The 25423-nt window shown below is 58.4% G+C and carries 16 protein-coding genes and 1 tRNA gene; 10 read left to right on the top strand and 7 right to left on the bottom strand.

The features are described 5' to 3' along the window. The first annotated feature begins 40 nt into the window (after nt 1-40). From BK670_RS10990 to BK670_RS10960, 7 genes are all read left to right on the top strand, one after another. Nucleotides 41-2890: an ATP-binding protein gene (locus BK670_RS10990; protein ID WP_123449770.1), complete on the top strand. Its 2850-nt coding sequence runs from the start codon at nt 41-43 to the stop codon at nt 2888-2890. Between the two features lie 66 nt (nt 2891-2956). Beyond that, nucleotides 2957-6178 carry a hybrid sensor histidine kinase/response regulator gene (locus tag BK670_RS10985; protein WP_123449769.1) on the top strand — a complete coding sequence of 1074 codons (3222 nt, stop codon included), beginning with the start codon at nt 2957-2959 and terminating at the stop codon, nt 6176-6178. Between the two features lie 52 nt (nt 6179-6230). After that, on the top strand, nt 6231-6878 hold the full coding sequence (locus BK670_RS10980) for a response regulator (RefSeq protein WP_123449768.1): 648 nt from the start codon (nt 6231-6233) through the stop codon (nt 6876-6878). A gap of 120 nt (nt 6879-6998) precedes the next feature. After that, entirely contained in the window at nt 6999-7601 is a 603-nt protein-coding gene (locus tag BK670_RS10975; RefSeq protein ID WP_123449767.1) for a fimbrial protein, read from the top strand. A 71-nt stretch (nt 7602-7672) separates the two neighbouring features. Further along, nucleotides 7673-8410, top strand: a complete 738-nt coding sequence (locus tag BK670_RS10970; RefSeq protein WP_123449766.1) for a fimbrial biogenesis chaperone — start codon at nt 7673-7675, stop codon at nt 8408-8410. An 88-nt stretch (nt 8411-8498) separates the two neighbouring features. Next, nucleotides 8499-11066, top strand: a complete 2568-nt coding sequence (locus tag BK670_RS10965; RefSeq protein ID WP_123449765.1) for a fimbria/pilus outer membrane usher protein — start codon at nt 8499-8501, stop codon at nt 11064-11066. 84 nt (nt 11067-11150) lie between these two features. Continuing rightward, entirely contained in the window at nt 11151-12161 is a 1011-nt protein-coding gene (locus tag BK670_RS10960; protein WP_185036766.1) for a fimbrial protein, read from the top strand. Nucleotides 12162-12254: 93 nt separating this feature from the next. Here BK670_RS10960 and BK670_RS10955 read toward each other — a convergent pair. From BK670_RS10955 to fdnG, 7 genes are all read right to left on the bottom strand, one after another. Beyond that, nucleotides 12255-12350, bottom strand: a tRNA-Sec gene (locus tag BK670_RS10955). 6 nt (nt 12351-12356) lie between these two features. Next, a complete protein-coding gene (selB, locus tag BK670_RS10950; RefSeq protein ID WP_123449763.1) occupies nt 12357-14273 on the bottom strand; it encodes a selenocysteine-specific translation elongation factor in 1917 nt (638 codons plus the stop codon). Continuing rightward, nucleotides 14270-15673: an L-seryl-tRNA(Sec) selenium transferase gene (selA, locus tag BK670_RS10945; protein ID WP_185036783.1), complete on the bottom strand. Its 1404-nt coding sequence runs from the start codon at nt 15671-15673 to the stop codon at nt 14270-14272. The genes selB and selA overlap by 4 nt, the downstream gene beginning before the upstream one ends. 60 nt (nt 15674-15733) lie before the next feature. Continuing rightward, entirely contained in the window at nt 15734-16660 is a 927-nt protein-coding gene (gene fdhE, locus BK670_RS10940) for a formate dehydrogenase accessory protein FdhE (protein WP_123449761.1), read from the bottom strand. 3 nt (nt 16661-16663) lie between these two features. Beyond that, the gene (locus BK670_RS10935; RefSeq protein ID WP_123449760.1) at nt 16664-17329 is read right to left on the bottom strand and encodes a formate dehydrogenase subunit gamma; all 666 of its coding nucleotides are present in this window, start codon (nt 17327-17329) and stop codon (nt 16664-16666) included. Beyond that, complete coding sequence (fdxH, locus tag BK670_RS10930; RefSeq protein WP_008082738.1) at nt 17326-18261, bottom strand: formate dehydrogenase subunit beta; 936 nt, start codon at nt 18259-18261, stop codon at nt 17326-17328. The genes BK670_RS10935 and fdxH overlap by 4 nt, the downstream gene beginning before the upstream one ends. After that, the gene (gene fdnG, locus BK670_RS10925) at nt 18262-21327 is read right to left on the bottom strand and encodes a formate dehydrogenase-N subunit alpha (protein ID WP_148047019.1); all 3066 of its coding nucleotides are present in this window, start codon (nt 21325-21327) and stop codon (nt 18262-18264) included. 301 nt (nt 21328-21628) lie between these two features. Between fdnG and BK670_RS10910 the strand changes: the two genes are divergently transcribed. The 3 genes from BK670_RS10910 (at nt 21629) to BK670_RS10895 (ending at nt 25367) form a co-directional block, all read left to right on the top strand. Beyond that, nucleotides 21629-22783: a MalY/PatB family protein gene (locus BK670_RS10910; RefSeq protein ID WP_123449758.1), complete on the top strand. Its 1155-nt coding sequence runs from the start codon at nt 21629-21631 to the stop codon at nt 22781-22783. A 205-nt stretch (nt 22784-22988) separates the two neighbouring features. Next, nucleotides 22989-23846, top strand: a complete 858-nt coding sequence (locus BK670_RS10900; protein WP_123449757.1) for a glucose 1-dehydrogenase — start codon at nt 22989-22991, stop codon at nt 23844-23846. A gap of 177 nt (nt 23847-24023) precedes the next feature. Continuing rightward, nucleotides 24024-25367, top strand: a complete 1344-nt coding sequence (locus BK670_RS10895) for a cation:proton antiporter (protein WP_123449756.1) — start codon at nt 24024-24026, stop codon at nt 25365-25367. The last annotated feature ends 56 nt before the right edge of the window (nt 25368-25423 follow it).

The raw sequence follows: 25423 nt of genomic DNA, 5'->3' as shown, positions 1-25423 counted from the left end.
TCTTATACCCCACTGAGGACGCCGCTCTTACAGTGGGGCGATGAGACTCAAAAGCTACCTGCACCAAATCAACCCGTTTTTATCCAGTCCCGAAGCAGCCCGCCGGCTACTGCGTTTGTTCGCGCTGGTACTGATGGCCGGGATTCTCAGTGCTTCGTACAACTTTTTGCGCTCGACCATCGCCAACGATATTTCCCAGCGCCGCAGCTACATGAGCAGCGCAATCGCCGAGGCGCAGACATTTTTTACCAGTCGCGAATCCCTGCTCGAGAGCCTGGGACTTTCAGCCGTATGCCAACCGCTGATGGCGACGCCGCTGACCTATTCGCCGTCGATCGAGGATCTTTCCGTTCAATTGGGCATATCCGGCGGCGCTCAGTGGTCCATCTGGCTGACACGCAGGATGCTGGATTACATGCAGCGCAATCAGCTGAATCTGGTTTACGTTTCGTCCGAAGCAAATCCTCAAGTCAATCGCCTGTATACCGCCAGCAGAAATTCGCCACGCCTGCCCCGGTCGATCCTCGATCAACTTTCCGCACTGAATGACCCACTGCCGGAGCGCGATCAGGAGTTGTGGCTGACCGACCAAGCGGCGCCCGCTTCGCAGTTGTACATCTTCATCCGCCTGGATGCTGGGGTGAAAGATTCAGGCTGGCTGGGCCTGGAAATGGATGGCGCGGAAATTTCCGCAGCCCTGAACGACCAGAGTGCCGGCACGTTCATGATGCTCAACTCGCAAGGTTCACTGCTGTTCGCCAACACCCCGGCAGACCGATTGGGCGAAGCGTTGAGCCACTTGCAGGAGAGCAACTATTTCGGCTTTGTCGGCAACGGCTGGCTTCCCGATCATCTGGTGATCCGCAAACAGTTGAAATCCACGGACTGGCAGTTGGTGTACTCGTTCGACCTGCACGATTTGCTGAAAGCGTTGTTGCCGCAATTGCTCGCCGCGGTGGCTTTCTGCCTGGTCAGCATGCTGCTGATCGGGTTGTTGACGCGCCGGGTCGAGCACCGATTCATCACACCGGCACTCAATCGCTTGCAAGCACTGATCGAGAGTGAGGCGTTCAGCCGTGACGTGATCCAAACCGCGCCCGTCGCCCTTTGCGTGCTGCGCCGCACTGACGGCCAGGTGATGCTTGAAAACACCTTGTCGGAGCGCTGGCTGGGCAACGGCCACGAGCGCGCGATGCTCTGCGAAAGCTGGATCGAGCAAGCGTTCGATCCGACGCAACCCAATCGCAGTGACTATTTCTCCACGGCTGACGGCCGCCACTTCTATTTGAGTAACGTGCCGACGCGCTACAAAGGCGAGGACGTCTTGTTCTGTGCGTTCAGCGACATCAGTGCCCGCAAGCAGGTCGAGGCAGCGCTCGAAGAGGCACGGCGATTGGCTGATGCTGCGAATGAAGCCAAAACCCTGTTCTTGGCGACCATGAGCCACGAAATCCGCACACCGCTGTACGGCGTGCTGGGAACACTGGAACTGTTGGGACGAACTCAGCTGGACACGCAACAGAAAGGCTACCTGCGGGCCATCGAAGGCTCTTCGGCAACGTTGCTGCAGTTGATCTGCGATGTCCTCGACGTGTCGAAGATCGAGGCTGGGCAACTGGCCCTCGAACTGCACGAGTTTGCCCCGACGGAATTGGTTTACGAGGCTATTCAAGGATACGCCGCGGCAGCGCAGAGCAAAGGCATTCAGCTGTACGCGTGTATGGATCCGCAAATGCCCGAGCGATTGATCGGCGATCTCACACGCATCCGGCAGATATTGAATAACCTGCTGAGCAACGCGGTCAAGTTCACGGATTCGGGGCGGGTGGTATTACGTGTCAGGCTACTCGATTGCGCTGACGCACAAGCTCAGGTGGTGTGGCAAGTGACGGACACCGGCCGTGGCATTTCCCGGGCTGACCAGACACATATTTTCGAACCGTTCTACCAGACTGAAGGCAATACCAATGTCGTCGCCGGGACCGGCCTGGGCCTGCCGATCTGTAAACGTCTGACGCAATTGATGAACGGCACACTGCGCATGGTCAGCGAAAAAGGACTGGGCAGCAGTTTTACGCTGACGTTACCGCTCGACATCGCCTCAAGCGCGTTGCCGGCAACAAAGGCTCTGTTACCGCACACGATCTACGTGGTTTCTGCGGTGCGCGAGTTGAACGAATCCATTGCGGGCTGGCTGCGCCGGTGGGGCGCGCGGGCTCAAGTGGCGCAGCCGGGAAACAATAATGCGACGCGTGGCAGCCTGTTGATCGAGTTGCACGCAGGTGATGTTGAACAACGCCTGGTGCCGAACTGGCGCGGCCCACTTATAATTGCCACCGCCAACCTGCGCAATACGCCGGCGTCGCAACCGACCTGCAGATACGTCAACGTCAGCCACCTGTATGCCCTTCACCAGGCAGTCAGCCAGGCACAAGGCTTGTGGGTCGACCCTACCCCACAGCACTCGACAACCAGCGATCTGAAAAAACTCAACCTGCACCTGTTGGTCGCTGAAGACAATGACATCAATCAGCTGATTCTTCGTGACCAACTCGAAGAACTGGGGTGCACGGTGGAGTTGGCCGGCAATGGCGAAGAGGCCTTGGCACTGTGGAAAACCGGCACCTTCGATGTTGTGCTCAGCGATGTGAACATGCCGAAACTCAATGGCTACGAGTTGGCAAAAGAATTACGCCGTCTAGGCTATTTGAAACCCGTTATCGGCGCGACGGCCAATGCCATGCGCGGCGAAGAAGCACTGTGCCTGGAGGCAGGAATGGATCACTGCCTGGTCAAGCCGTTTGCATTACGAGCGCTGTTCAATTGCTTGCTGCCCTATGCTCGGACAGCCCCGCAATACGCTCCAGTGCAGCCGACCTCAAGCCAATAACAACAGGAGCCTGGAGACACGCTGCCCTCACCGAGGCACCTGCATGCCCTTTGGAAATGATCGAACATGAAACACAACACCTCCCTGCTCGAAAATCTGTCCCGAAGTTCCATGCGTCTGAACAAGGGGCTGTTGGTGTTGTTGGGCATTGCCATTCTGTTAGTGGGCTTCAGCTATTGGGCCTTCCAGCGCTTGCTCAGAGAACAGAACGACACGGTGCGATTTCACTTTGCACGGCTGATGGAGAACGTGCAGCGTCATGAAGCGTTTTTGCGTGAGGTGGCCCAGCAAAGTGTCCAGGGGGAAATGTTCTACAAAGGAATGAATGCCCGTTACAGCGCCAGAAAGCTGCCCGCCGAAGGCCCGAATATTTACGAAGGCTATGAGTTTCCCTACTCCGTTCCCTTTGGCCTGAGTTTCAACCATCAACAACTCAAGGAAAGTGAACTGCCGAAAGTGTTCACCCTCGGGGTTCACCTCTCCAGTCTCTACAGCGCCTTTTGGTCCACCTCGCACTACCAGTCGCCGCAAATCTTCTTGTACAACGACAACGACAATTTCGACATCACCGTTCCGTCCAACGGTGTTCTGCACGCCGGCACCAAAGAAAGTGAGGAACCGCTCAACACCATCGTTGCCCGCGTGGCCCGGCACCTTAAGGTGAAAAACAACGGGGTCGCCGACGGCCGGGTGCACTGGGAAGCCTACAACGTTCCCAATGACTACCCGCGCTCGACCGAAATGCTCGCCTACATCAATATTCATCTCGATCCCCAGGAACTGAAAATCCACGGAACCAGTGCGTCGAGCGTGGTGGCTTCGCTGCTGAACATGAACCAGGTCAATGATGTTGAACGCATCATGGAGTGGTCAATTTACGACCGTTTCACGCTGATCACCCCCGACGGGCGTGCGGTGATCGGCTCAATCAATACCGATCCCACGCTCCACGAAGGGCTGAACGTCAATCGCAATGGCATGGTGTTCAAGGTCGTGGCCAAGACAGACCAGCCCTGGACTGCCATTTATACCGTGAGTTTCAAGAGCTACTTCGGCCAACTAATGTGGCCCTTGGTTGGGCTGCTGATGTTGCTGCTGGGCGGTGCGGGTATCAGCTGGATGATCAGCCGCTGGTACAGGATTCGCGTCATTCAGCCGGCCGAAAAAGCCCATCAAAGCATCACCGAAAGCGAAGCATTCAGTCGCGCAGTGATCGACACCGCGCCCACCGGGCTGTGCGTGGTGCGGCGCACCGATTTCAAAGTGCTGCTGGAAAACCAACGAGCCCAGCAGTGGCAAGGCACGGCCAAACTAGTAGCGGTCCTGGACCGGCATCACGATTTGGCGGATATCGGTGAAACGCGCCTGGACATCGAAGGCCGGCATCTACATGTCGGTTTCATTTCGACCCGTTATCAAGGGCAGGACGTCCTGCTTTGCGCGTTCAATGACATCACGCGCCACGTCCAGGACGCCCTGGCCCTGGAAAAGGCTCGGCGTACCGCCGATTCGGCAAATCAGGCGAAAACCCGGTTTCTGGCGACCATGAGCCACGAAATCCGCACCCCGCTCTACGGCGTCCTGGGCACGCTCGAATTGCTTGGCATGACCAGCTTGAGCCCTCGTCAGCAGGACTATCTGCAGACCATTCAACGCTCATCGACGACCTTGTTTCAGTTGATCAGCGATGTGCTGGACGTGTCTAAAATCGAGTCCGGACAAATGCTCATCGAGTCCATCGGCTTTTGTCCCTTGCAACTGATCGAAGACACGCTGCACACCTATGCCGCATTCGCCCAGCGCAAGGGTCTACTGCTTTATGCGTGCACCGACCAGGCCCTGCCCAACCGGTTGCAAGGTGACCCGGTGCGCATCCGTCAGATCCTCAACAATCTGGTGAGCAACGCGATCAAATTCACCGACTCAGGGCGGGTGGTCCTGCGCACGCGGGTGCTGGCCAACGACTTGAATCAAGTCTCAGTGCAATGGCAAGTCAGCGACTCCGGCATAGGCATCGCCCAGGCCCAACAAGCGCAACTGTTCACGCCGTTCTTTCAGGTACGCGACGCCTCCAGCGAGGCTGGAGCCGGTTTGGGGCTGGCGATCTGTCAACGACTCTGCGCAATGATGGATGGCGAATTGACCGTCATCAGCGAGCCGGGGCTTGGCAGCAGTTTTTCGTTGGCGTTACGGCTCAAAGTACTACCCGGCCAACTGGCCGACTGCATGGATATCACCCCAGCCCCTACCCCTGTCCACGTTCGCGCCCCGGTGCAGGAACTGGCAGAAAACGTCTGCGACTGGCTCAATCGTTTCGGACTGACGGCCCGTCAACTCGGCGATAACCCAACGGTTCAACCGTTCTCGGTGCTGGTCGACATTCTCCCAGCCGACAACGTCCAGGACTGGCAGGGTTCACGGGTTGTCTGCCGGATTAACGGGCTCAATCAGCCGGAAACGATGACAGAGACCTCGGTCGTTGATTTGTACGACATCCGCGCGATTGCCCGGACGGTCAGTCTTTTGCAAAAAGGCAAGTCGGTGGACGCGACCGAGAGAGCACGCCCTGCCCAAACGCCACTCAAGTTGCGGATTCTGGTCGCCGAAGACAACCCGATCAACCAGGCAATCATCAAAGAACAACTGGAAGCACTGGGCTGTCGCGTCTGCGTTGCAGCCAATGGCGAGCAAGCGTTGGAGCGGTGGCGCGAGCAGGCTTTCGATCTGGTGTTGACTGACGTCAACATGCCCGTGATGAACGGTTATGAACTGGCCAAGGCACTGCGGGAACTGGACTTGCGCACCCCCATTATTGGCGTCACGGCTAATGCAATGCGTGAAGAAGGCACCCGCTGCCTTGAGGTCGGGATGAATGCCTGGATAGTAAAACCATTGAGCCTCAAAACATTGCGCGAGCAATTGCTCGGATTTTGCTCGTTACCGGTTGAAGCGGCGTCAGTCACGGAGGTCTCCACTTCTGTTCAACCCGAGCCTTTTGATGACAACGTGGTGCTTTCACCGAGAATGCGCGACATCTTTTCCGTGACCATGCGCGAGGACCTGGCACGGCTCGATTCAGCCCTGGCCAACACTGACATGCCGGGTATAGGGCAAAGGCTTCACAGCATCGCAGGTGCCATGGGCGCCGTACAGGCGGGCGAGCTGGCTCATGCTTGTACTGAGTTGGAGTGCCGATTTTCATCAGGCGCAGTCACCGCGACATTGCTGGCTGATGTCCGGCAAATGGTGCAGCGCATTCAGAACCTGCTCGACAAGGTTTCCCCTTGAACGACTCACATGCAGTTACCTCATCGATACACGCGTCCACGGGTTGGTTTTCATGAAAAAGTTGAACGTAGTCATTGCTGACGATCACCCGATCGTCCTGCTCGGAGTACGCGAACTGGTCGAGCGCGATGGTCGCTTTTGCGTGGTAGGCGAAGCTGTCTGCTCACAAGGATTGATCGACCTGCTCAACCTCCATTCGGTAGACATCGTCATCACCGACTACAACATGCCCGCCGACTCGCCCTATGGCGATGGCCTGAAACTGGTCGAATATCTACAGCGACACTTCCCTGCGGTACTGGTGTTGGTACTGACCATGCTGTCCAATCAACTGATACTCACGCGTCTGCATGAGTTGGGTGTGGCTGGCGTGATTCAAAAGAGTCAATTGCATAATGATATTCAATTGGCCCTCGAAACCATTGCCCGCAAAGGCCAATACCTCAGCCAGCAACCCGCACCGCAATCTGTCATCAAGTCCAACGCCGATATCCAACAGCGTTTTTCAATGCTGTCGCCAAAGGAGTTCGAGATTCTGCGGCTGTTTGTGTCTGGAAAAAGCGTCAGTGATATCGCCCGCAGTCAAAACCGCAGTACCAAAACAGTCAGCGCGCAGAAGATATCGGCCATGCGCAAACTGGAAGTTTCAAGCGATCAGGATTTGTTGGCTTACTGTCACGCACTTAATGTTTTTAACTAGAAGACATTGCAACAGCTGCGACGATTAAGATTCGTCTGATGTCCTCGAAAGTGCTCGCTGACTATCTTGCTCATGCAATTTCATTCAGCACATTTCACTTTCATATAAATGGACATCATGATGAAAAATTTCTCCCTTGCTCTTCTTGCTTGCGCAGTATTGGGTGCTTCGTGCAACGCGCTCGCAGAAGATCCAGTAAAACTAACACAGGGTGGCAGCGGCCAAATCAGCTTTACTGGCGTAATCAACAACGATGCCTGCTCCGTCGACGGCAGCGATGCCAATCGAGTGATCGCCGTCAATATGGGCGATGTTTCGATCAAAGACATGGGCACTGCTGCTAACCCGGCTGGCGGGCGTGTCGCCGGTAACCACTTCAACCTCAACGTCAACTGCAACAAAGGCACCAAAGTCGCGATGGTCTTCGATCCGAGCAGCGGCGGCTCCGGTTTTGTTCCTGACGACAAAAAATTGCTGGCACTGACCCCTGGCAACGGCACGGCAACCAACGTCGGTATCGCGTTGCTGGACAGTAACGGCGTGCAAATCAACCTGAGCAACAGAGACAATGCTCGTATCGAAGCCGGCATGCATGGTGCTGGCGAATTCGGTGGCGACAGCACACTGAGCTTTTCTGCCGCCTACGTCACCACAGGCGCGGAAGGTAGCGCAACTGCCGGTCGTGGCGATGCCACCCTGCCCTTCATTCTCGAATACGAATAAGTCCCTGGCGCCAGCCTGAGCTCGTGCGAGGCCTCGGCCTCGCCTTTTATATTGAAACAGCGGTAACCACTATGTTGCGTCAATTCATTTTCGCCTTCCTGGCACTGCTGGTGAGTGCACAGGCATTGGGTAGTATTTCCTTGAGTGCCACGCGAGTGGTGTTTGATGGGGCTCATAAAGAAGCCAATATCACCGTGCGCAATGGCAACCAGGATGCGCTGATTCAATCCTGGATCGACCGTGAAGACACCAGTAATAAAGCGACCCCCTTCGCCGTAACACCGCCATTGGCCCGTGTATTTGCCAAAGAACAACAACTTCTTCGCATTCTTTACGAAGGCCAAGGCATGCCAACCGATAAAGAATCGGTGGTCTGGCTTAATGTCCAGGAGATTCCGCAAACGTCCAAAACTGCCAATACCTTGCAATTGGCTGTGCGCCAACGGATCAAGGTTTTTTTCCGTCCCCCTGGCCTGCCCGGCGACCCAATCCTGGCGCCGACCCAATTGCAGTGGCAAGTCACACAAGAAAACGGCAATGCCGTTCTTATTGTAAAAAACCCCGGTGCGTACCACGTATCAATGGCGGATCTGGCACTTCGGGATTCGAAAGGAAGTGAACTTGCACTGGAAACGAAGATGGTCGGACCGGGAACGGAAGCCAGGTTTTCGCTGAGCCGCTTCCCATCCGCCAGTCCCCCGGTGCGCCTGACTTTTTCCAGCATCAATGACTACGGGGCGATGAGTCATTACCAGGCGTCGCTGATCAACGGCCAAGCCGTCAACGCCGAACCGACTGAATCCAAGTAACAAGTCCTTGCGCAAGCACCTTTAAACCAGGTGCTCGCTTGCGCTCGGCCAGCGATTGAGTTGTGAGCGCCGATACAGGTTTTATTGCATGCCATTTTCCACTCTAAACAAAACCGGAAGTTGTTCAGGGAAGCCCGTGTGCAATTCATATGCTCTCAAGGCATTTGATTCGACAGCATTCAATGCGCTGGCATTGGCCATTTTCATTGGCCTGCCCACTCTCGTGCTGGGCGCGGATGAAGATTTGCAACTGGACGATTACAACACCACGTTCCTGCAAGGTGCGCAGTCCAATGTCGACCTCAAGCTGCTATTGGCAGCCGACAGCGTGCTGCCTGGCAATTATCGGGTCGATCTTTACAGCAATGAAGTGCTGGTCGGTCGGCGCGATATCGATTTCATGCGCAACCAGATCAATGGCCGGGTTGAGCCGTGCCTGACGTTTGATCTGCTCAAACAGTTGGGCATCGATTTGAATAAACTTGAGGCACAGGGCACGTTTAACCCGGACGAGCCGCAAGCCTGCTATGACTTGCCCGGAATGATTGATCAGGCCAGCGTGCGTTACGAAGCGAGTCACCTGCGCCTGGCCGTCAGCGTGCCGCAGATGTCGATGGAGAAAGGCCTTCGCGGTTATGTCGCTCCCGAGTTGTGGGACGAAGGCGTGTCGGCGGCGTTCATCAACTACCAACTCAACACCAATCGCAATGCTGGCGATTACGGCGTCAAGATTTCCAACAACCTGGGGCTGCGCAACGGTATCAACCTCGCTGGCTGGCGCCTGCGCAATGAATCCAACTTCAGCACCGGCACCGGACGCCCGAATACCTTCACCAGCAATCGCACCTACCTGCAGCATGACGTCACGGCGATCAAGGGCCAGTTCAGTGCGGGCGATATCTTTTCTGATCCTGATCTGTTCGACAGCGTGCGCTATCGTGGCCTGAAACTGGCGTCAGACGAAGGCATGCGTGCTGACAGCGAACGCGGCTATGCCCCGGTCATTCGGGGTGTAGCGCAGACGAGTGCGAAGGTGGAAATCCGCCAGAACGACTACATCCTTTACACCAGTAACGTGCCGCCGGGGCCGTTCGAGATCAGCGACATTTACCCCAGTGGCTCCAACGGCGATCTGGAAATCACCGTCATCGAAGCCGACGGTAGCCGTCACGTCACCCGCCAGGCGTTCTCCGCACTTCCGATTATGGTGCGTGAAGGTCAATTGAAGTACAGCGTCTCTGCCGGTGAATACAGCAGCCACACCGAGGGTGAGAAAAACCCGCAATTGGTCAGCGGCACACTGGCGTACGGCCTCACCAGCAATTTGACCGGCATCGCCGGTGCTCAGGTCAGCGATGGCTACAAAGCGCTGGGCTTGGGTATTGGCAAAAACACCTCATTGGGCGCGGTTTCACTGGATATGACCCACTCCACCAGCGAGGTTGGCGGCGTAACCACCGAAGGTGACAGCGTGCGTGCCCTTTATGCGAAAACGTTCACGGACACCAACACCAGCTTCACCCTGGCGGCCTACCGCTATTCAACCGAGGGTTTCCGTAACCTGACCGAACACGTACAGGCCATCAGTGATGACGGCGCGCGCAACAGCGGCAGCTCGAAAACCCGCACCGACGTGACCATCAACCAGAGCCTTGGCCGGGATCAACAGCTAGGCAACCTCTATCTGACGGCGAGCGATCAACGCTATTGGAATCGTGGCGGTTTGCGGAGCGTTTCCGCGGGCTACAGCAATAACTGGGGCGACCTGAATTACAACTTCGGCGTCACGCATACCCAAGATCAGGGCTATTACGGTTCGACCAGCAATGACACCCAAATGAGCCTGTCGATCTCGTTTCCGCTGGGTAGAAAAATTCGCGCGCCTCGCGCTTTCATGACCACTACCCGTCAAAAAAACAACAGCAGCACGCAGGCCGGTATCAACGGTTATGTCTCGGAAACCGGTGATACCTTCTACTCCCTACAAGCCGGGAATAGCTCCAGTGGCGGAAATTCAGGTTCGTTCAATCTCAACACCCGCACATCAGTGGGCGACTTGAGCCTGGGCTATAGCGAGGGCCGTGGTTATAAATCACAAAGCCTTAATGCATCAGGATCGGTTGTGGCCCATGCCGGCGGCATAAACCTTGGCCAGACGGTGGGCGAAACCTTCGCCCTGGTTGAAGTGCCGCGGGCCAAGGACGCCAAAATCAGCAGCTACAGCGGTGTGACCACCGGCCGAAATGGCTATGCGGTGATCCCCAGTGCGCAACCCTATCGGGTCAACTGGATCACCCTGGACACCCGCGACCTCGGTGCCGATCTCGAAATCGACAACGCCAGCCAACAACGCGTGCCGCGCCGCGGTGCGGTGGTCAAGGCACGTTATGCCGGCAAGACCGGCCGGCGCGTGCAATTTGAACTGTTCGACGCGCAGAAACAGCCGTTACCGTTTGGCGCAGTACTTGAGGACAGCGAAGGTAAACAACTGTCGCTCAGTGATCCGAGTGGGAAAGCGTTGGCATTGATGGAGAAAGAGCAAGGCGTGATCAATATAAAATGGGGCGAAAAACAATGCCAGGTGTCTTATGTATTACCTGTGCAGGACAAAAGCCGAAACTATGACACTTACCCGCTTTATTGTTTACCTGAGTGACAGCATAAATTATAGCGGGAGGGGCACACGAATTACCGCAAAACACTCTAATTGCAGAACACTCCTAAATCAATGATGAAAATGATGAAAAAAAACAAATACGCTGTAGCTTTAATGACATTTACGACTTGGATTATCTTAATGAAAATGTCGCCAGCCTATGGTTTTGACTTTTGTTCAGGCCCTTTCAACCCAGTGACCGTAAATTTCAACGGACCGTCCATACTAGGTGTACCTAGCGACACACCAATAGGTGAGGAAATTTATAGCGAGGAGTCCGTTATTCCTTCACTGGTTGTTTTCTCGTGTATGCGTGCCAGCTTTAATCTTTGGTTAACACCTGACAGCACAATAGGTCCGAACCCCGCTGGCGCCAATCTTTTTGTGATTGATGGGACGGGTGTTTCTTATAAAGTCCAAATTTTAGGAAGCAATATTACTAATATACCAATTCCATCGAAAGGAGCCGCTTTAAAAATCCCTCCCCCTCCATTTTTAGATGTAGATTACTACCTCGGAAGATACGGAGAACGTTTACGAATGACGCTAATCAAAACTGGCAACAAAGCGGGAACTGTCAAACTCCCAGCCGGAGTCTACGGAAAAATAGATTTTGGTAATAGCAGCACTAATACAATCCTGAAGATAAACCTTAAAAAAGAGATACCCGCCCAACTTCTTTCATGTACCACTCCCGACGTTTTGGTTTCGATGGGAGAAGACTATGGCACCAGTGAGTTTTCTGCTGACTGGGCGCAGTCCAAGCCTGTTCCATTCTCGATAAAACTTTTAAATTGTCCGCCTGGAATCAAGAAAATCACCTACAAACTTATCTCTAACACTCCTACCATTGATGCTGAAACCGGCATAGTTTCACTAAACAAAAACTCAACTGCAAAACAAGTCGGCCTGCGAATAATGACGCAGGGAGGAAGCGGCCTGCCGCTAAATGTCGTGCATACTTACACGGGTTACAACGGTACTAAAGGAGATCATGAAATCCCCCTGTCTGCAGCATATGTACATCTTCCAGGCGGCACAGTCTCACCCGGCACCGCAAATAGCGAATTGACCATGGCTATAAGTTATCTCTAGTCTGCCGGGCATGCGCTTGAATGTGTCCACTGATGTTTTTGTTCAGGCCTCTCAATCAGCGATGTGATTTACATTGAGAAGGATCTTTTCAAATGGCGGAAGGCAGCCGGAGTCGAACCTGCCCGGGAACGGATGCCGTCCCCAACCGGGTTTGAAGCCCGGCCGCGCCACCGGGCGCGATTGCCTTCCTTGAACTCATTGCGCGTTGGTGTTGGCCAGCGCGTTGTCGGGGCGGATCTGGCGGGATTCGCCGAGGCGTCGGGTCAGGCCGACGCGGTCGAAATATTCGAGGTACTGAATACAGCGTTTGCGTCCCAAGCCTAGCGCATCGCGGAAGCTTGTCACCTGGATCTGCGGATTTCCCCTGGCGAGTTTGAGCAGCACGTCGGCCATTTGGCGCAGTTGCACGTCACTCAAAAACAGATCGCGCACCACTTGATGCATCAGACCGAGCCGCGCCAGTTTGCGCAGCAGCAGACGTACGACAGCGTCGTCCTGACCGAGCATTTTCGCGATGTCACGCACCCACGGCGGGTCGAAACCGGCCTGTTCGAACAACGGTTGTAATCGCAGCCAGAGGCTTTCGTCCTCGGCATTCAGGCGCACCTGATGATCCGGCAAATGCAGCCATGGGCCGCTCGCCTGGATTGAGCCGGCCGCCAGCAATTCATCCAGCAAACTGACAAACGTTGAGCGTTCCAGCGTCAGACCACTGAAGCGCCGCAAGCGATCGCGATCTGGTCCCATCTGATCGGGTTCCAGCTCATGGAACTGCGCGAGTTGTTCCAGCAGGGTGAATTTCAGTTGCGCCCAGCGCTGCACGTTGAACAGGACCGGGCCTTGGCGGGTGTCGATCAGGCGTACATTTTCCGCTAATGCCCAGGTTGAGCGCGGGCGATTGAATTGGCGTTCCAGCCGCAACGGGTCGAGGCCACCCGCGCTGTAGTTGAGCAGTACGGGCAAGACCTGTTCGAACTCGTCGCCCGAGACCAAGGCGCGCAGTTGCTCAAGACGTTCCGGGCTACGACGTTGTCGCGCCGGGGCAAACGGGTCGAGGACCTGGCCGCCACCCAAGGTGCGTTGCGCGCTCTGGTCGCGCAGGATCAGGCGATCGCCCTTCACCGCGTGCACCGGCGCATTGATCAGCAGTTGCGCGAACATGCGCTCGCCGGGACTCAAGCGCGGACCTTCGAGCAAGGCCACCCGGGCGATGACATCCTGCGTGCCGAGATGCAGGTGCACCGGGTGAAAGTGTTCGAAGGTGCGTTCGCCGGGCAGCAGTTGAAAGTCAATGTCGACCCGTTGCGTCGGCGCGTGCAGCCAATCGCTCAGCAGCCACTGGCCGCGATGGATCTGCGCCAGTTCAAGGCGTTCACCCGTCAGGTTCAACGCCACCCGCTGACCAGCGAAGGCTTGCTCGGCGGGTTGATTCTGCGCATGCAGGCCGCGCACTCGCACGGTTTTCCCGGCTGGCCCGAGGGTGAGTTTGTCACCGACCGCGACCGCGCCCGACAACGCCGTCCCGGTGACCACAATTCCCGCACCGGCGACGCTGAACGCACGGTCGATGGCCAGACGAAAACCGCCTTCACGGCTGCGTTCATGCACTTCGCTTTGCGTCTGCAGCAACACCTCGCGCAGTGCCTCAATGCCCTGCCCGCTCAGGCTCGACACGGTCAGGATCGGCGCCTCGGCGAACGGTCCCGGGGCGAGCAGATCCAGCACTTGGCGCTGTACCTCTTCCACCCTGCCCGACTCTGCGCGGTCACATTTGGTGATCGCCACCACAGCGCGCGGGATGCCGAGCAGTTCGACAATTGCCAGATGCTCGCGGGTCTGCGGCATCACGCCGTCATCGGCGGCGACCACCAGCAACACCAAGTCGATGCCTTGCGCGCCGGCGAGCATGTTGTGGGTGAATTTCTCGTGGCCGGGCACGTCGATAAACCCGGTCAACCCCGCGCCCGGTTCCAGTTCAGCGTAGAGATAACCGAGGTCGATGGTCATGCCGCGCTCGCGTTCCTGCGGGCGGCGGTCGCCGGTTTGCCCGGTCAGCGCTTGCAACAGCGAGGTCTTGCCATGGTCGATGTGCCCCGCCGTGCCGACGATCACGGGTCGACCTGCAACTGCGGCAATTGCGCGAGCCACGCCGGTTCATCGTCGAGCTGACGCAGATCCAGCCACAGCGCGTCGTCGTCGATACGCCCGAGCACCGGGATCGGCAAGGCACGCAACGCCGCTTCCAGATTCAACAGGCACCGCCCGCGCAAACGCTTCGACACTTGCGGGCGGCAACACAACGCCGCACTCGGCAAACGCGCCACCGGTTGGCTGCCGCTGCCGATCATGCCCAGGGCCTCGACTGCACTGACCTGCCAGATCTCGCCCAACCGTTCAGCCATCAAGGGCTGCAAGCGCAAAGCCTGGGCGAAGATGTCCGCTTGCGGGCGGGTCAACAGCCGCAGGCTCGGCAGACGTTCAGCGAGGCGATCGGGATCGCGATACAAACCCAGCACCGCTTCCAGCGCCGCCAAGGTCAACTTGTCCACCCGCAGCGCGCGTTTCAACGGGTTCTTCTTGATCTTCGCGATCAGCTCTTTGCGCCCGACGATCAACCCGGCCTGCGGGCCGCCGAGCAGTTTGTCGCCGCTGAACGTGATGATGTCCGCGCCATCCAACAGCGCCTGACGCACCGTCGGTTCGGCCGGCAAACCCCAGCGCGTCAAATCCAAAAGGCTGCCACTGCCCAGATCTTCCAGCAGCGGCAATCCATGTCGATGGGCCAACTCTGCCAGTTCAGCGGTCGGCACCCGAGCGGTAAAGCCTTCGATGCTGTAGTTGCTTGCGTGCACACGCATGATCAAACCGCTGCGCGGGTTGAGCGCCGCTTCATAGTCGCGGGCATGGGTGCGATTGGTCGTGCCGACTTCGTGCAGGCGTACGCCGGCGCGGGCCATGATGTCGGGGATGCGAAAGGCGCCGCCGATTTCGATCAGCTCGCCACGGGAAATGATGCCTTCCTTGCGCGCGCCGAGACTGTTGAGCGCCAGTAGCACGGCAGCGGCATTGTTGTTGACCACGGTGACGGCTTCGGCGCCGGTCAGTTCGCGGATCAGGCCTTCGATCAGGTCATCGCGATCACCGCGTTTGCCGCTGGCCAGATCGAATTCCAGATTGAGCGGATAACGCGCGGCCATTTGCACGGCGTCGATGGCTTCGTCCGGCAACAAGGCGCGGCCGAGGTTGGTGTGCAGCACCGTGCCGGTCAGGTTGAACACCCGGCGCACGTGGCTGCGCTGTTGCTGAGCCAGGCGTTCACTGACGCGGCCCGCGAGTACTTCCGGGCTGATTTCGACGGCTGACAATTGCCCGTTCAACACACCGGGGCGCAACTCATCGAGCAACTGACGCAAGCCCGTCAGCAGCGACTCACGCCCGTGACGCTCAAGCAAAGGTCCACACGCCGGGTGACGCAACACACCATCAATGGAAGGTAACCGCAGGGACATCAGCCACTCCTGGAAACAGATCACTGGGCCACGCAGTGAAAAACAAGAGTGTAGACCTTGATGTCATTCGTCTCCCGGAGCCAGCAACAGATTCGGCGCCAGACGTTGATAACCGTCCTGGGCCAGACGCATATCGAGCAGCAAACTGCTGAGATCCGCTGACAACGCCTCGGCATCGGCATCGTTCTCCAGATACACCAGTTTCAGATAACTGTTACAGCCCGGACAGACTTCCGCCCTTAACGGCGCCTGATTGGCGGCATGGCGATCGTCCTCAAGGCTCAGATAATCCAGACCCTTGCTCGACTCGCAATACACACACTTGACCCGCACCACATGCCATTCGCAGGCACACAGCGAACACACCAGATAGCGCAAACCGTTGTGCTTGCCGCGATGGCGAATCACACCCGCCATCGCCGGTGAACCGCAGGCCGGGCATTGGCTGAGGCTGTCGCCGGGTTTCAGTTGCAGATTCGCCGCGCTGAGCAGCCAGTGACTCCACGCCACTTGCAGCGCCGCGCCAAGAAAAGGCACCAACTGCGCCGGCACCATCGAATATTGACCGCTGACCAACGCCACGGCCCATGCACGTAACTGACCGGGACTGGCGACCCGCAACGTTGTCACCGCCTCAATGACGGCGGGCTGTTCATCAGGTTCATAACGCTGCAACAAAGCGTCGAGATAAGCCTGCCAACCCTCTTCGCGGACCAACGTGTCAGCCGCAAAGGGCGGTAAACCATGCTGCTGACAGGCCTCGATCCGTTGCTGATCAAACGGCGCCGTCAGCGGCGGATCGTCAAACACCTGCTGCTGCACCCGACACAGCCCGGCAATCAGCCGCAGGTATTCAGCCAGCGCATGCCCCTCGGCCAGTTGCTCAAGGCGAGCGGCGCGCAGCGCAAACAGGTTGTGCGGTGGCAGATGCAGAAACGGCGGCGAACTGGCCGCCGCTTCGATTTCCCCGGGTTCAAGAATGGTTGGCAAACGTCAGCCCTTTTTGGTGATCGGTCGCTCCGGCACGTCCGGATGACGTTCATCGCGAGTCACCTCGCGATACCAGAGTTCATGGTGTTTCCTCGCCCAGGCGCGGCTTACCCAGCCGTGCATCATCGCGTCCACCGAACCCTTGATCCACAGCCCGGCGTAGATGTGAATGATGATGCTCAGCACCAGAATGAACCCGGCCAGCGCATGCAACAGCATTGCCCAGCGAATCACGGTGATGCCGAAATACGCACTGAACCAGGCGCGCCAGATCACCAGCCCGGTGAACAGCAAACCGAGCATGCACAGGAGTAAAGTCCAGAACAGCAGCTTTTGCCCGGCGTTGTATTTGCCTACCGGCGGTACGCTTTCCTCGTCGTTGACCATCACCCGATTGATCCGCCGCAGCCACCGCCGGTCATTGGCGATGAAGAAATTGCTGCGCCAGAAGCTGAACACCAAACCAAGGAACAACACGAACATGGCGATGCCCATGTACGGATGCAGAATCCGCGTCCACGGCCCCCCGCCGAACAGGTGGGTCAACCAGAACAGCGACGGATGAAACAACGCCAGCCCGGACAGCCCGGCCATGAAAAACAGGATCGCCACCAGCCAGTGATTGGTGCGTTGGTTGGCGGTGTAACGCAGGATCGTCTTGTTGCTCATGGCCGGTCCTCCCCGCGTGGATCGAAGGTATGCACCGCCGGATCGACGACATGCACCGAGGTGTCGGGCGGCGTCGGATGTTCGTCCTCTTCCACCCGATTCGGCCCGATGCGCACGTAATGGAAGAACCCGGCCAGCACCGCCGCGCCCATGGCCAGCAGGCCCAAGGGTTTGCTGATGCCTTTCCACAGGCCCACCAACGGACTGATCGCCGGATCTTGCGGCAGGTTGGCGTAGATGGTTGGTGTGTCAGCGTGATGCAACACGTACATCACGTGCGTGCCGCCGACACCGGCCGGGTCATACAGGCCGGCGTTTTCGAAACCACGGCTTTTCAGGTCGACGATGCGTTCGGCGGCGTGTTCCTTCATGTCTTCCTTGGTGCCGAACACAATGGCGCCGGTCGGGCAGGTTTTCACGCAGGCCGGTTCCAGCCCTACTGCGACCCGATCCGAGCACAAGGTGCACTTGTAGGCCTTGTGATCTTTTTGCGAAATGCGCGGAATGTTGAACGGGCAACCGGTGATGCAATAACCGCAACCGATGCAGTGATCCTGATCGAAATCGACGATGCCATTGGCATGCTTGATGATCGCCCCGGGGCTCGGGCACGCTGCCAGGCAACCGGGTTCGGCGCAGTGCATGCAGCCGTCCTTGCGGATCAGCCACTCAAGGTTGCCGGCGTCGGTTTCGTGTTCGGTGAAGCGCATCAACGTCCAGGTTTCCGCGCTCAGGTCTTGCGGGTTGTCGTAGGTGCCGTGGTTGTGACCGACCTCGTCGCGCAGCTCGTTCCATTCCGAACAGGCGACCTGGCAGGCTTTGCAGCCGATGCATTTGGTGGTGTCGATCAGCTTGGCCACCGCCTCCTGATTCCTCACCGACGGCGGCACGGTCGTGGTGGCCGAGCGGGCAATAATGTCTTGGCTGGCCATTTAGATTTTCTCCACGTTGACCAGGAATGACTTGGATTCCGGGGTCTGTGTATTGCCATCGCCGAGGAACGGCACCAGGGTATTGGTCAGGTAACCGTGACGCGTCAGGCCGGTGAACCCCCAGTGCAGCGGGATGCCGATCTGATGCACAACCTGGCCGTTGACCTGCAGCGGCCGGATCCTTTTCGTCACCACCGCCACCGCTTCGATAAAGCCACGCTTGCAACTGACCCGTACGCGATCACCGGCAGCGATGCCCTTCTCTTTCGCCAGCACTTCGCCGATCTCCACGAATTGCTCAGGTTGGGCGATTGCGTTCAACTTGCAATGCTTGCTCCAGAAGTGGAAATGCTCGGTGAGCCGGTAACTGGTGCCGGCGTACGGAAAGTCCTTGGCCTCGCCGAGGGTGTCCCAGACCGAATCGAAGATTCGCGCCGCCGGGTTGCTGGTGGCTTTCTTGTTTTGCGGGTGCAACGGGTTGATGCCGATCGGCGTTTCGAACGGCTCGTAGTGCTCGGGAAATGGCCCCTCGTTCATCTTGTCGACGGCGAAGAACCGTGCCACGCCTTCGGGGTTCATGATGAACGGGTTCATTCCGGCTTCTGGCGGCACATCGGCTTTGTAGTCCGGCACGTCGGTGCCGCCCCAGGCCTTGCCGTTCCACCACACCAAGCGCTTTTTCGGGTCCCACGGTTTGCCGGAGACGTCCGCCGAAGCACGGTTGTAGAGAATCCGCCGGTTGGCCGGCCACGCCCACGCCCAGCCCAGATGCTGATGCATGCCGTACGGATCGGCGTTGTCGCGGCGGGCCATCTGGTTGCCGGCCTCGGTCCAGCTGCCGGCAAAAATCCAGCATCCGGACGCGGTGCTGCCGTCATCCTTGAGCAAGCCAAACCCGGCCAGTTGCGAGCCGGCCTTGACCGCGACGCCGCTGGCATCGGTGAAATCAGCCACGGCACTGCCGTTGATTTCCTTGGCCAGCTCTTCTGGTGAAGGCTCGTCGGGGATCTTGTACGGCCACGTCAGTTTCAGCAGCGGATCAGGAAACTTGCCGCCCTCGGCCTGATAACGCTTGCGCAGGCGCAGGAACAATTCGCTCATGATGCGAATGTCGGTCTGCGCTTCGCCCGGGCCATCGGCGCCTTTCCAGTGCCATTGCAGCCAGCGACTGCTGTTGACCAGCGAGCCGTCCTCTTCGGCAAAACAGGTGGTGGGCAGGCGAATGACTTCGGTCTGGATCTCGGCGCTTTTCACGTCGTTGTACGGCCCGACGTTGTGCCAGAACTCCGAGGTTTCCGTGGCCAGCGGGTCCATCACCACCAACCATTTCAATTTCGCCAATGCGCCCATCACGCGGTTCTTGTCCGGCAGCGCCGCGATCGGGTTGAAGCCCTGGCAGAAGTAGCCGTTGACCTTGCCCTGGCTCATCAGGTCGAACATCTTCAAAACGTCGTAGTTGGGGATGTCGAGTTTCGGCAAATGGTCGTAGCACCAATTGTTCTCGACGGTGGCGTTGGCGCCGTACCACGACTTCATCAGGCTGACGTGGAATTTGCTGTAGTTCTGCCAATAGGACAACTGCCCCGGCCGCAGCGGAACTTGCGTGCGTTTGTGGATGAAGGCGTTGTAATCCTGCTCGGCGTCGGTGCCCAGCGTCAGGTAGCCCGGCAGCGCATTGGAGAGCAAGCCAAGGTCGGTCAGGCCCTGAATGTTCGAGTGACCGCGCAAGGCGTTGACCCCGCCGCCGGGCATGCCGACGTTGCCCAGCAGCAATTGCACCATCGCCGCGCTGCGGATGATCTGCGCGCCGATCGAGTGCTGCGTCCAGCCGAGGGCGTAGAGAATCGTCATGGTCTTGCCCGGTGTCGAGCAGGTGGCGATCTCTTCCCAGATTTTCTGCATGGCATCGACCGGCATGCCGCAGATCTGGCTGGCGAGATCGATGGTGTAGCGGCTGTAATGCTGCTTCATCAATTGATAGACGCAGCGTGGATCTTGCAAGGTCGGGTCGACTCTGACGAAACCGTCCTCGCCCATCTCGTAACCCCAGCCGGATTTGTCGGTGTAGCTGCGTTTCTCCGCGTCGTAGCCGCTGAAGATCCCGTCTTCGAAGCCGTAACCGGCCCTGACGATAAACGACATGTCGGTGTAATTGCGCACGTACTCGTGCTGGATCTTGTCCTCGGTCAGCAGGTAATTGATCAAACCGCCCATGAAGGCGATGTCGGTGCCGGTGCGGATCGGCGCGTAATAGTCGGCCACCGAAGCGGTCCGGGTAAACCGCGGATCGACGACGATCAGCCGCGCGGCGTTGTGCGCCTTGGCCTCGGTCACCCATTTGAAGCCGCACGGATGCGCTTCTGCGGCGTTGCCACCCATCACCAGGATCAGATTCGCGTTGGCGATATCGGTCCAGGTATTGGTCATGGCACCACGGCCGTACGTCGGGGCAAGACTTGCCACCGTCGGGCCGTGTCAGACACGCGCCTGGTTATCGAACCCCAGCATGCCGAGACTGCGAATCACCTTCTGGGTGATGTAACCGGCTTCGTTGGACGCCGCCGATGCCGCGAGGAACCCGGTGCTCAGCCAGCGATTCACCGTTTGCCCATTGGCATTTTTCTCGATGAAGTTGGCGTCGCGGTCGGCTTTCATCAGGTCGACGATGCGGTCGAGCGCTTCGTCCCAACTGATTCGCGTCCATTCGCTGCTGCCCGGTTTGCGCGTTTGCGGGTAGAGCAAACGACCGGGGCTGTGAATGAAGTCGAGAAGGCCTGCGCCTTTCGGGCAGAGGGTGCCGCGGTTGACCGGGTGGTCGGCGTCGCCCTCGATGTGAATGATGCTTTGCGCGACGTTCTTCGCGGCATCGCCCTGGCTGTACATGATCAAGCCGCACCCGACCGAGCAATACGGGCAGGTGTTGCGGGTTTCATGGGTGTGGGCAAGCTTGAAGTGGCGCACCTGCTCGGCGAAGGCTGGCGTCGGGGCCATGCCCAACGCGCCCAGGCTAGAGCCTGCAAGGCCGATACCGGCGACCTTGAAGAACTGACGACGGCTGAGATCCATCGTGCACTCCTGATCAGGTGGAACCCGGTACTGCTGCCGGGTTTTATCTGGACAATCACGGTTGCGGCAAACGTCTGCCGACTTTTTCACTGTAGACAATGACCACACGCGCTGTGTGAAAACCGACCGTCGGCCGTTTGTCGGGCAATACACCAATCTGTGTAGGAGCTGCCGAAGGCTGCGATCTTTTGATCTTGCTCTTTAAAAACAAAATCAAAAGATCGCAGCCTTCGGCAGCTCCTGCAGGGGTTGTAGGTTTATCATGCCCGGCAGGACCATTCCCGCCTTCACGAGACCGCGCATGACTTTCGATTTTGATCAGGTATTCGACCGCCACAACACCGGCAGCACCAAGTGGAGCCGCTATTCGGCCGACGTTTTGCCGATGTGGGTCGCTGATATGGATTTCGCTGCACCGCCGGTGGTCATCGAGGCGTTGCAGCAACGCTTGCTGCACCCGCTGGTGGGCTACAGCGTGGCGCAGGACAACTTGCGCGAAGCCATCGTCGCCGACCTCTGGAACAAGTACGCCTGGAGGGTCAAACCGCAGGAGCTGATCTTCCTGCCGGGCGTCGAATCAGGCTTCAACATGGCTTTGAAAGCGCTGGTGCAGCCGCAGCAGAACGTTGTGGTGCAAGTGCCCAACTACCCGCCACTGCGCCATGCACCGGGGCACTGGGGTTTGAACAAGGTTGAACTGGAATTCGTCGCCCAGGCTGACGGCACTTACCTGACACCGTTGGACGTGCTGCGTGATTCGCTGAACGGCGGTGGCGCGCTGTTGCTGAGCAACCCGCACAATCCGATCGGCAAGGTGTTCGGCCGTGACGAGCTGCAAGCCGTGGCCGACATCTGTGCGGCGCAGGACGCGTGGATCATCTCCGACGAAATCCACGCCGAGCTGTGCTTCGACGGTCGCGTACATATTCCGACGGCGTCCCTGAGCGCGGAGATCGCCGAGCGCACCATCACCCTGATGTCGGCGAGCAAGGCCTACAACATCGCCGGCCTGAAGACCTCGTTCATGATCATCCAGAACACCGCCCTGCGCGAACGCGTCAATCACGCCCGTTGCGGCATGGTCGACAGCGTCAACCCGCTGGGCATGGAAGCCACCCGCGTGGCTTACAGCGAGGGTGGCCCGTGGTTGGCCGAGTTGAAAACCTATCTGCAAGGCAACCGCGACTGGCTGGTTGAAGCCGTGCGCCGCCGCTTGCCGGGCGTGACCATCAATGTGCCGCAGGGCACCTATCTGGCGTGGCTGGATTGCTCGGCGCTGGACCTGGACAACCCGCAGCAGTTCTTCCTTGAGCAGGCCAAAGTGGGGCTGAGCGCCGGTCTGGACTTCGGCGATCAACACCAGCAGTTCGTCCGTTTGAACTTCGGCTGCCCGCGCTCGCTGCTCGAAGAAGGCATCGCCCGCATGGAGCGCGCCCTGACTAACCGCAATACCTGATAACACCACCTCCCCCTGTAGGAGCTGCCGCAGGCTGCGATCTTTTGACTTTGGTTTTTTAAAACAAGATCAAAAGATCGCAGCCTGCGGCAGCTCCTACAGGGGTTTGTGTTTGCAACTGGTGTGCAGCGCAAATCCGATCGAACTCACGGCAAACGCACCGGGTCAACCACCCATACCTGCCATGAGACCTCGGAGACCCGCGATGACCGACTATCCAAAACCACCCTTCCCCGCACAAGCCCAAGCCGTTCCCGGTTCGCAACGCAAGATGGAGCCCTATCCTGACTGCGGCGAGCAAAGCTATGTCGGCTCGGGACGGCTGGCCGGCAAGATCGCTCTGATTACCGGCGCCGACAGCGGCATCGGCCGCGCCGTGGCCATTGCCTTCGCCCGTGAGGGCGCCGACGTGGCGGTGGCGTATTTGAATGAACACGAAGACGCCAAGGAAACCGCACGCTGGGTCGAACAGGCCGGACGTCAGTGCCTGCTGTTGCCGGGCGATATCGCGCAAAAGGCCCATTGCCAGGCCTTGGTCGACAAGACCGTCGAACGTTTTGGCCGCATCGATGTGCTGGTCAACAACGCTGCGTTCCAGATGACCCACGAAAACTTCGAAGACATCCCCGACGACGAATGGGTGATGACCTTCGACGTCAACATCACCGCGATCTTCCGGTTGTGCCAGGCCGCGATCAAACACATGCGTGCCGGCTCGTCGATTATCAACACCAGCTCGATCAACTCGGACATGCCCAAACCGACCCTGCTTGCCTACGCCACCACCAAAGGCGCAATCGCCAATTTCACCGGCGGCTTGGCGCAGATGCTCGGGCCCAAGGAAATCCGCGTGAATTGCGTGGCCCCCGGGCCGATCTGGACGCCGCTGATCGTCTCGACCATGCCCGATGAAGAAGTGCAGAACTTCGGCGGCAACACTCCGCTCGGCCGCCCCGGCCAACCGGTGGAAGTGGCGCCGATCTATGTGCTGCTGGCCTCGGACGAAGCCAGTTACATCACCGGCCAGCGCTATGGCGTGACCGGTGGCAAACCGATGCTGTAATTGATTCTGAAGCAAGACCATCAACGTAGGAGCTGCCGCAGGCTGCGATCTTTTGATGCTGTTTTTATTCAAGCTCAAAAGATCGTCCGATCACGGCCCGAGCCTTCGGCAGCTCCTACACTCTCTATTCAACACGGTGCGATTGCCGTCACATCGAACATTTGAGGGCGGCAGATCATGAGCTTTATCGTGTGGGTCGCCGTACTCGGCGCAGTCCTGCTGACCCTGGCACTGACCTCGTCATACCTGCGCTGGATGCCGGTGACCACCTCGGCGGTTTGTCTGCTGCTGGGGATCGGCATTGGCCCCAGCGGCCTTGATCTGCTGAAGCTACCCCTGGAAGACGCCTCGCTGTGGATGGAGCACCTGACGGAAGTCGCGGTGCTGTTTTCCCTGTTTGTCTGCGGCCTCAAGCTGCGCCTGCCGCTGCGCGACAAACGTTGGCGAATCGCCTTTGGCCTCGCCGGCCCGGTGATGGTGCTGACCATCGCCGGGGTTTGCCTGCTGCTGCATTTTGGTTTGCGCTTGCCGTGGGGGCCGTCGTTGTTGATCGGCGCGATGCTGGCGCCGACCGACCCGGTGCTGGCCGCGCTGGTGCAGGTCAACGATGCGCGGGATGTCGACAGCGTGCGTTTCGGCCTGTCGGGTGAAGCCGGGCTCAATGACGGGGTGGCCTTTCCGTTTGTGATTCTCGGCTTGTTATTGATTCACGGTGATGGCTCTGCCGCCGAGTGGCAGGGCTGGGTCTTGCGCAGTTTATTGTGGGCAGTGCCCGCAGGCCTGCTCACCGGTTACTGGATGGGCCGTGGTATCGGCCGCGTGACCCTGTCGCTGCGTATCTACAATGACGACAGCACGCTCAGCCCGAACGACTATCTGGCGTTGTCGTTGATTGCCCTGGCGTATGTCGTTGCCGAGGCGATTGGCGGCTATGGTTTTCTGTCGGTATTCGCTGCCGGGCTGGGCCTGCGTCAGGTTGAAGTCAAATCCACCGGTGCCGGGCAACCGCCCGCCGAGCATCTGGTGCAACCAGTGGTTGGCCATCAGAACGTCGAACCGCAGCAGGCGGTGCATGGCGACACCGAACGGCTGGAAAGCAGCCAGGTCGCCGCCGGGATCATGATGGGCGACATGCTGTCGTTCGGCAGCCTGGTCGAACGCGCCATGGAAGTGTTTCTGGTCACCCTGCTCGGCGTGGTGCTGATAGCGCACTGGGACTGGCGGGCGTTACTGGTGGGCGGCGTGCTGTTCTGCCTGATCCGCCCGGCCTGCGTCGCGCTGATGCCCTGGGGCGCACTGTTGGAGGGACGGCAACGGCTGTTGATCGGCTGGTTCGGCATTCGCGGGATCGGTAGCTTGTTCTATCTGTTTTATGCCTTGAACCACGGGTTGACCGACTCGGTGGCCAGCCTGTGTACCGACCTGACCTTGTCGGTGGTGGCGCTGAGCATCTTGCTCCACGGCATCAGTACGCAACCGATCCTCGCTCGTTACGAACAACGAAAAAAACGGAAAACCTGATTCTTCTCGTCAGACTTCAGCGGGCTATCGATCGAATTTTTTTCTGTAAAAAAATG

Source organism: Pseudomonas fluorescens, assembly GCF_003732425.1.
In the GTDB taxonomy this organism is placed as follows: domain Bacteria; phylum Pseudomonadota; class Gammaproteobacteria; order Pseudomonadales; family Pseudomonadaceae; genus Aquipseudomonas; species Aquipseudomonas fluorescens_BE.
The sequence above is the reverse complement of the archived record's forward strand: the minus strand, read 5'-3'. Positions and strand labels throughout refer to the sequence as shown.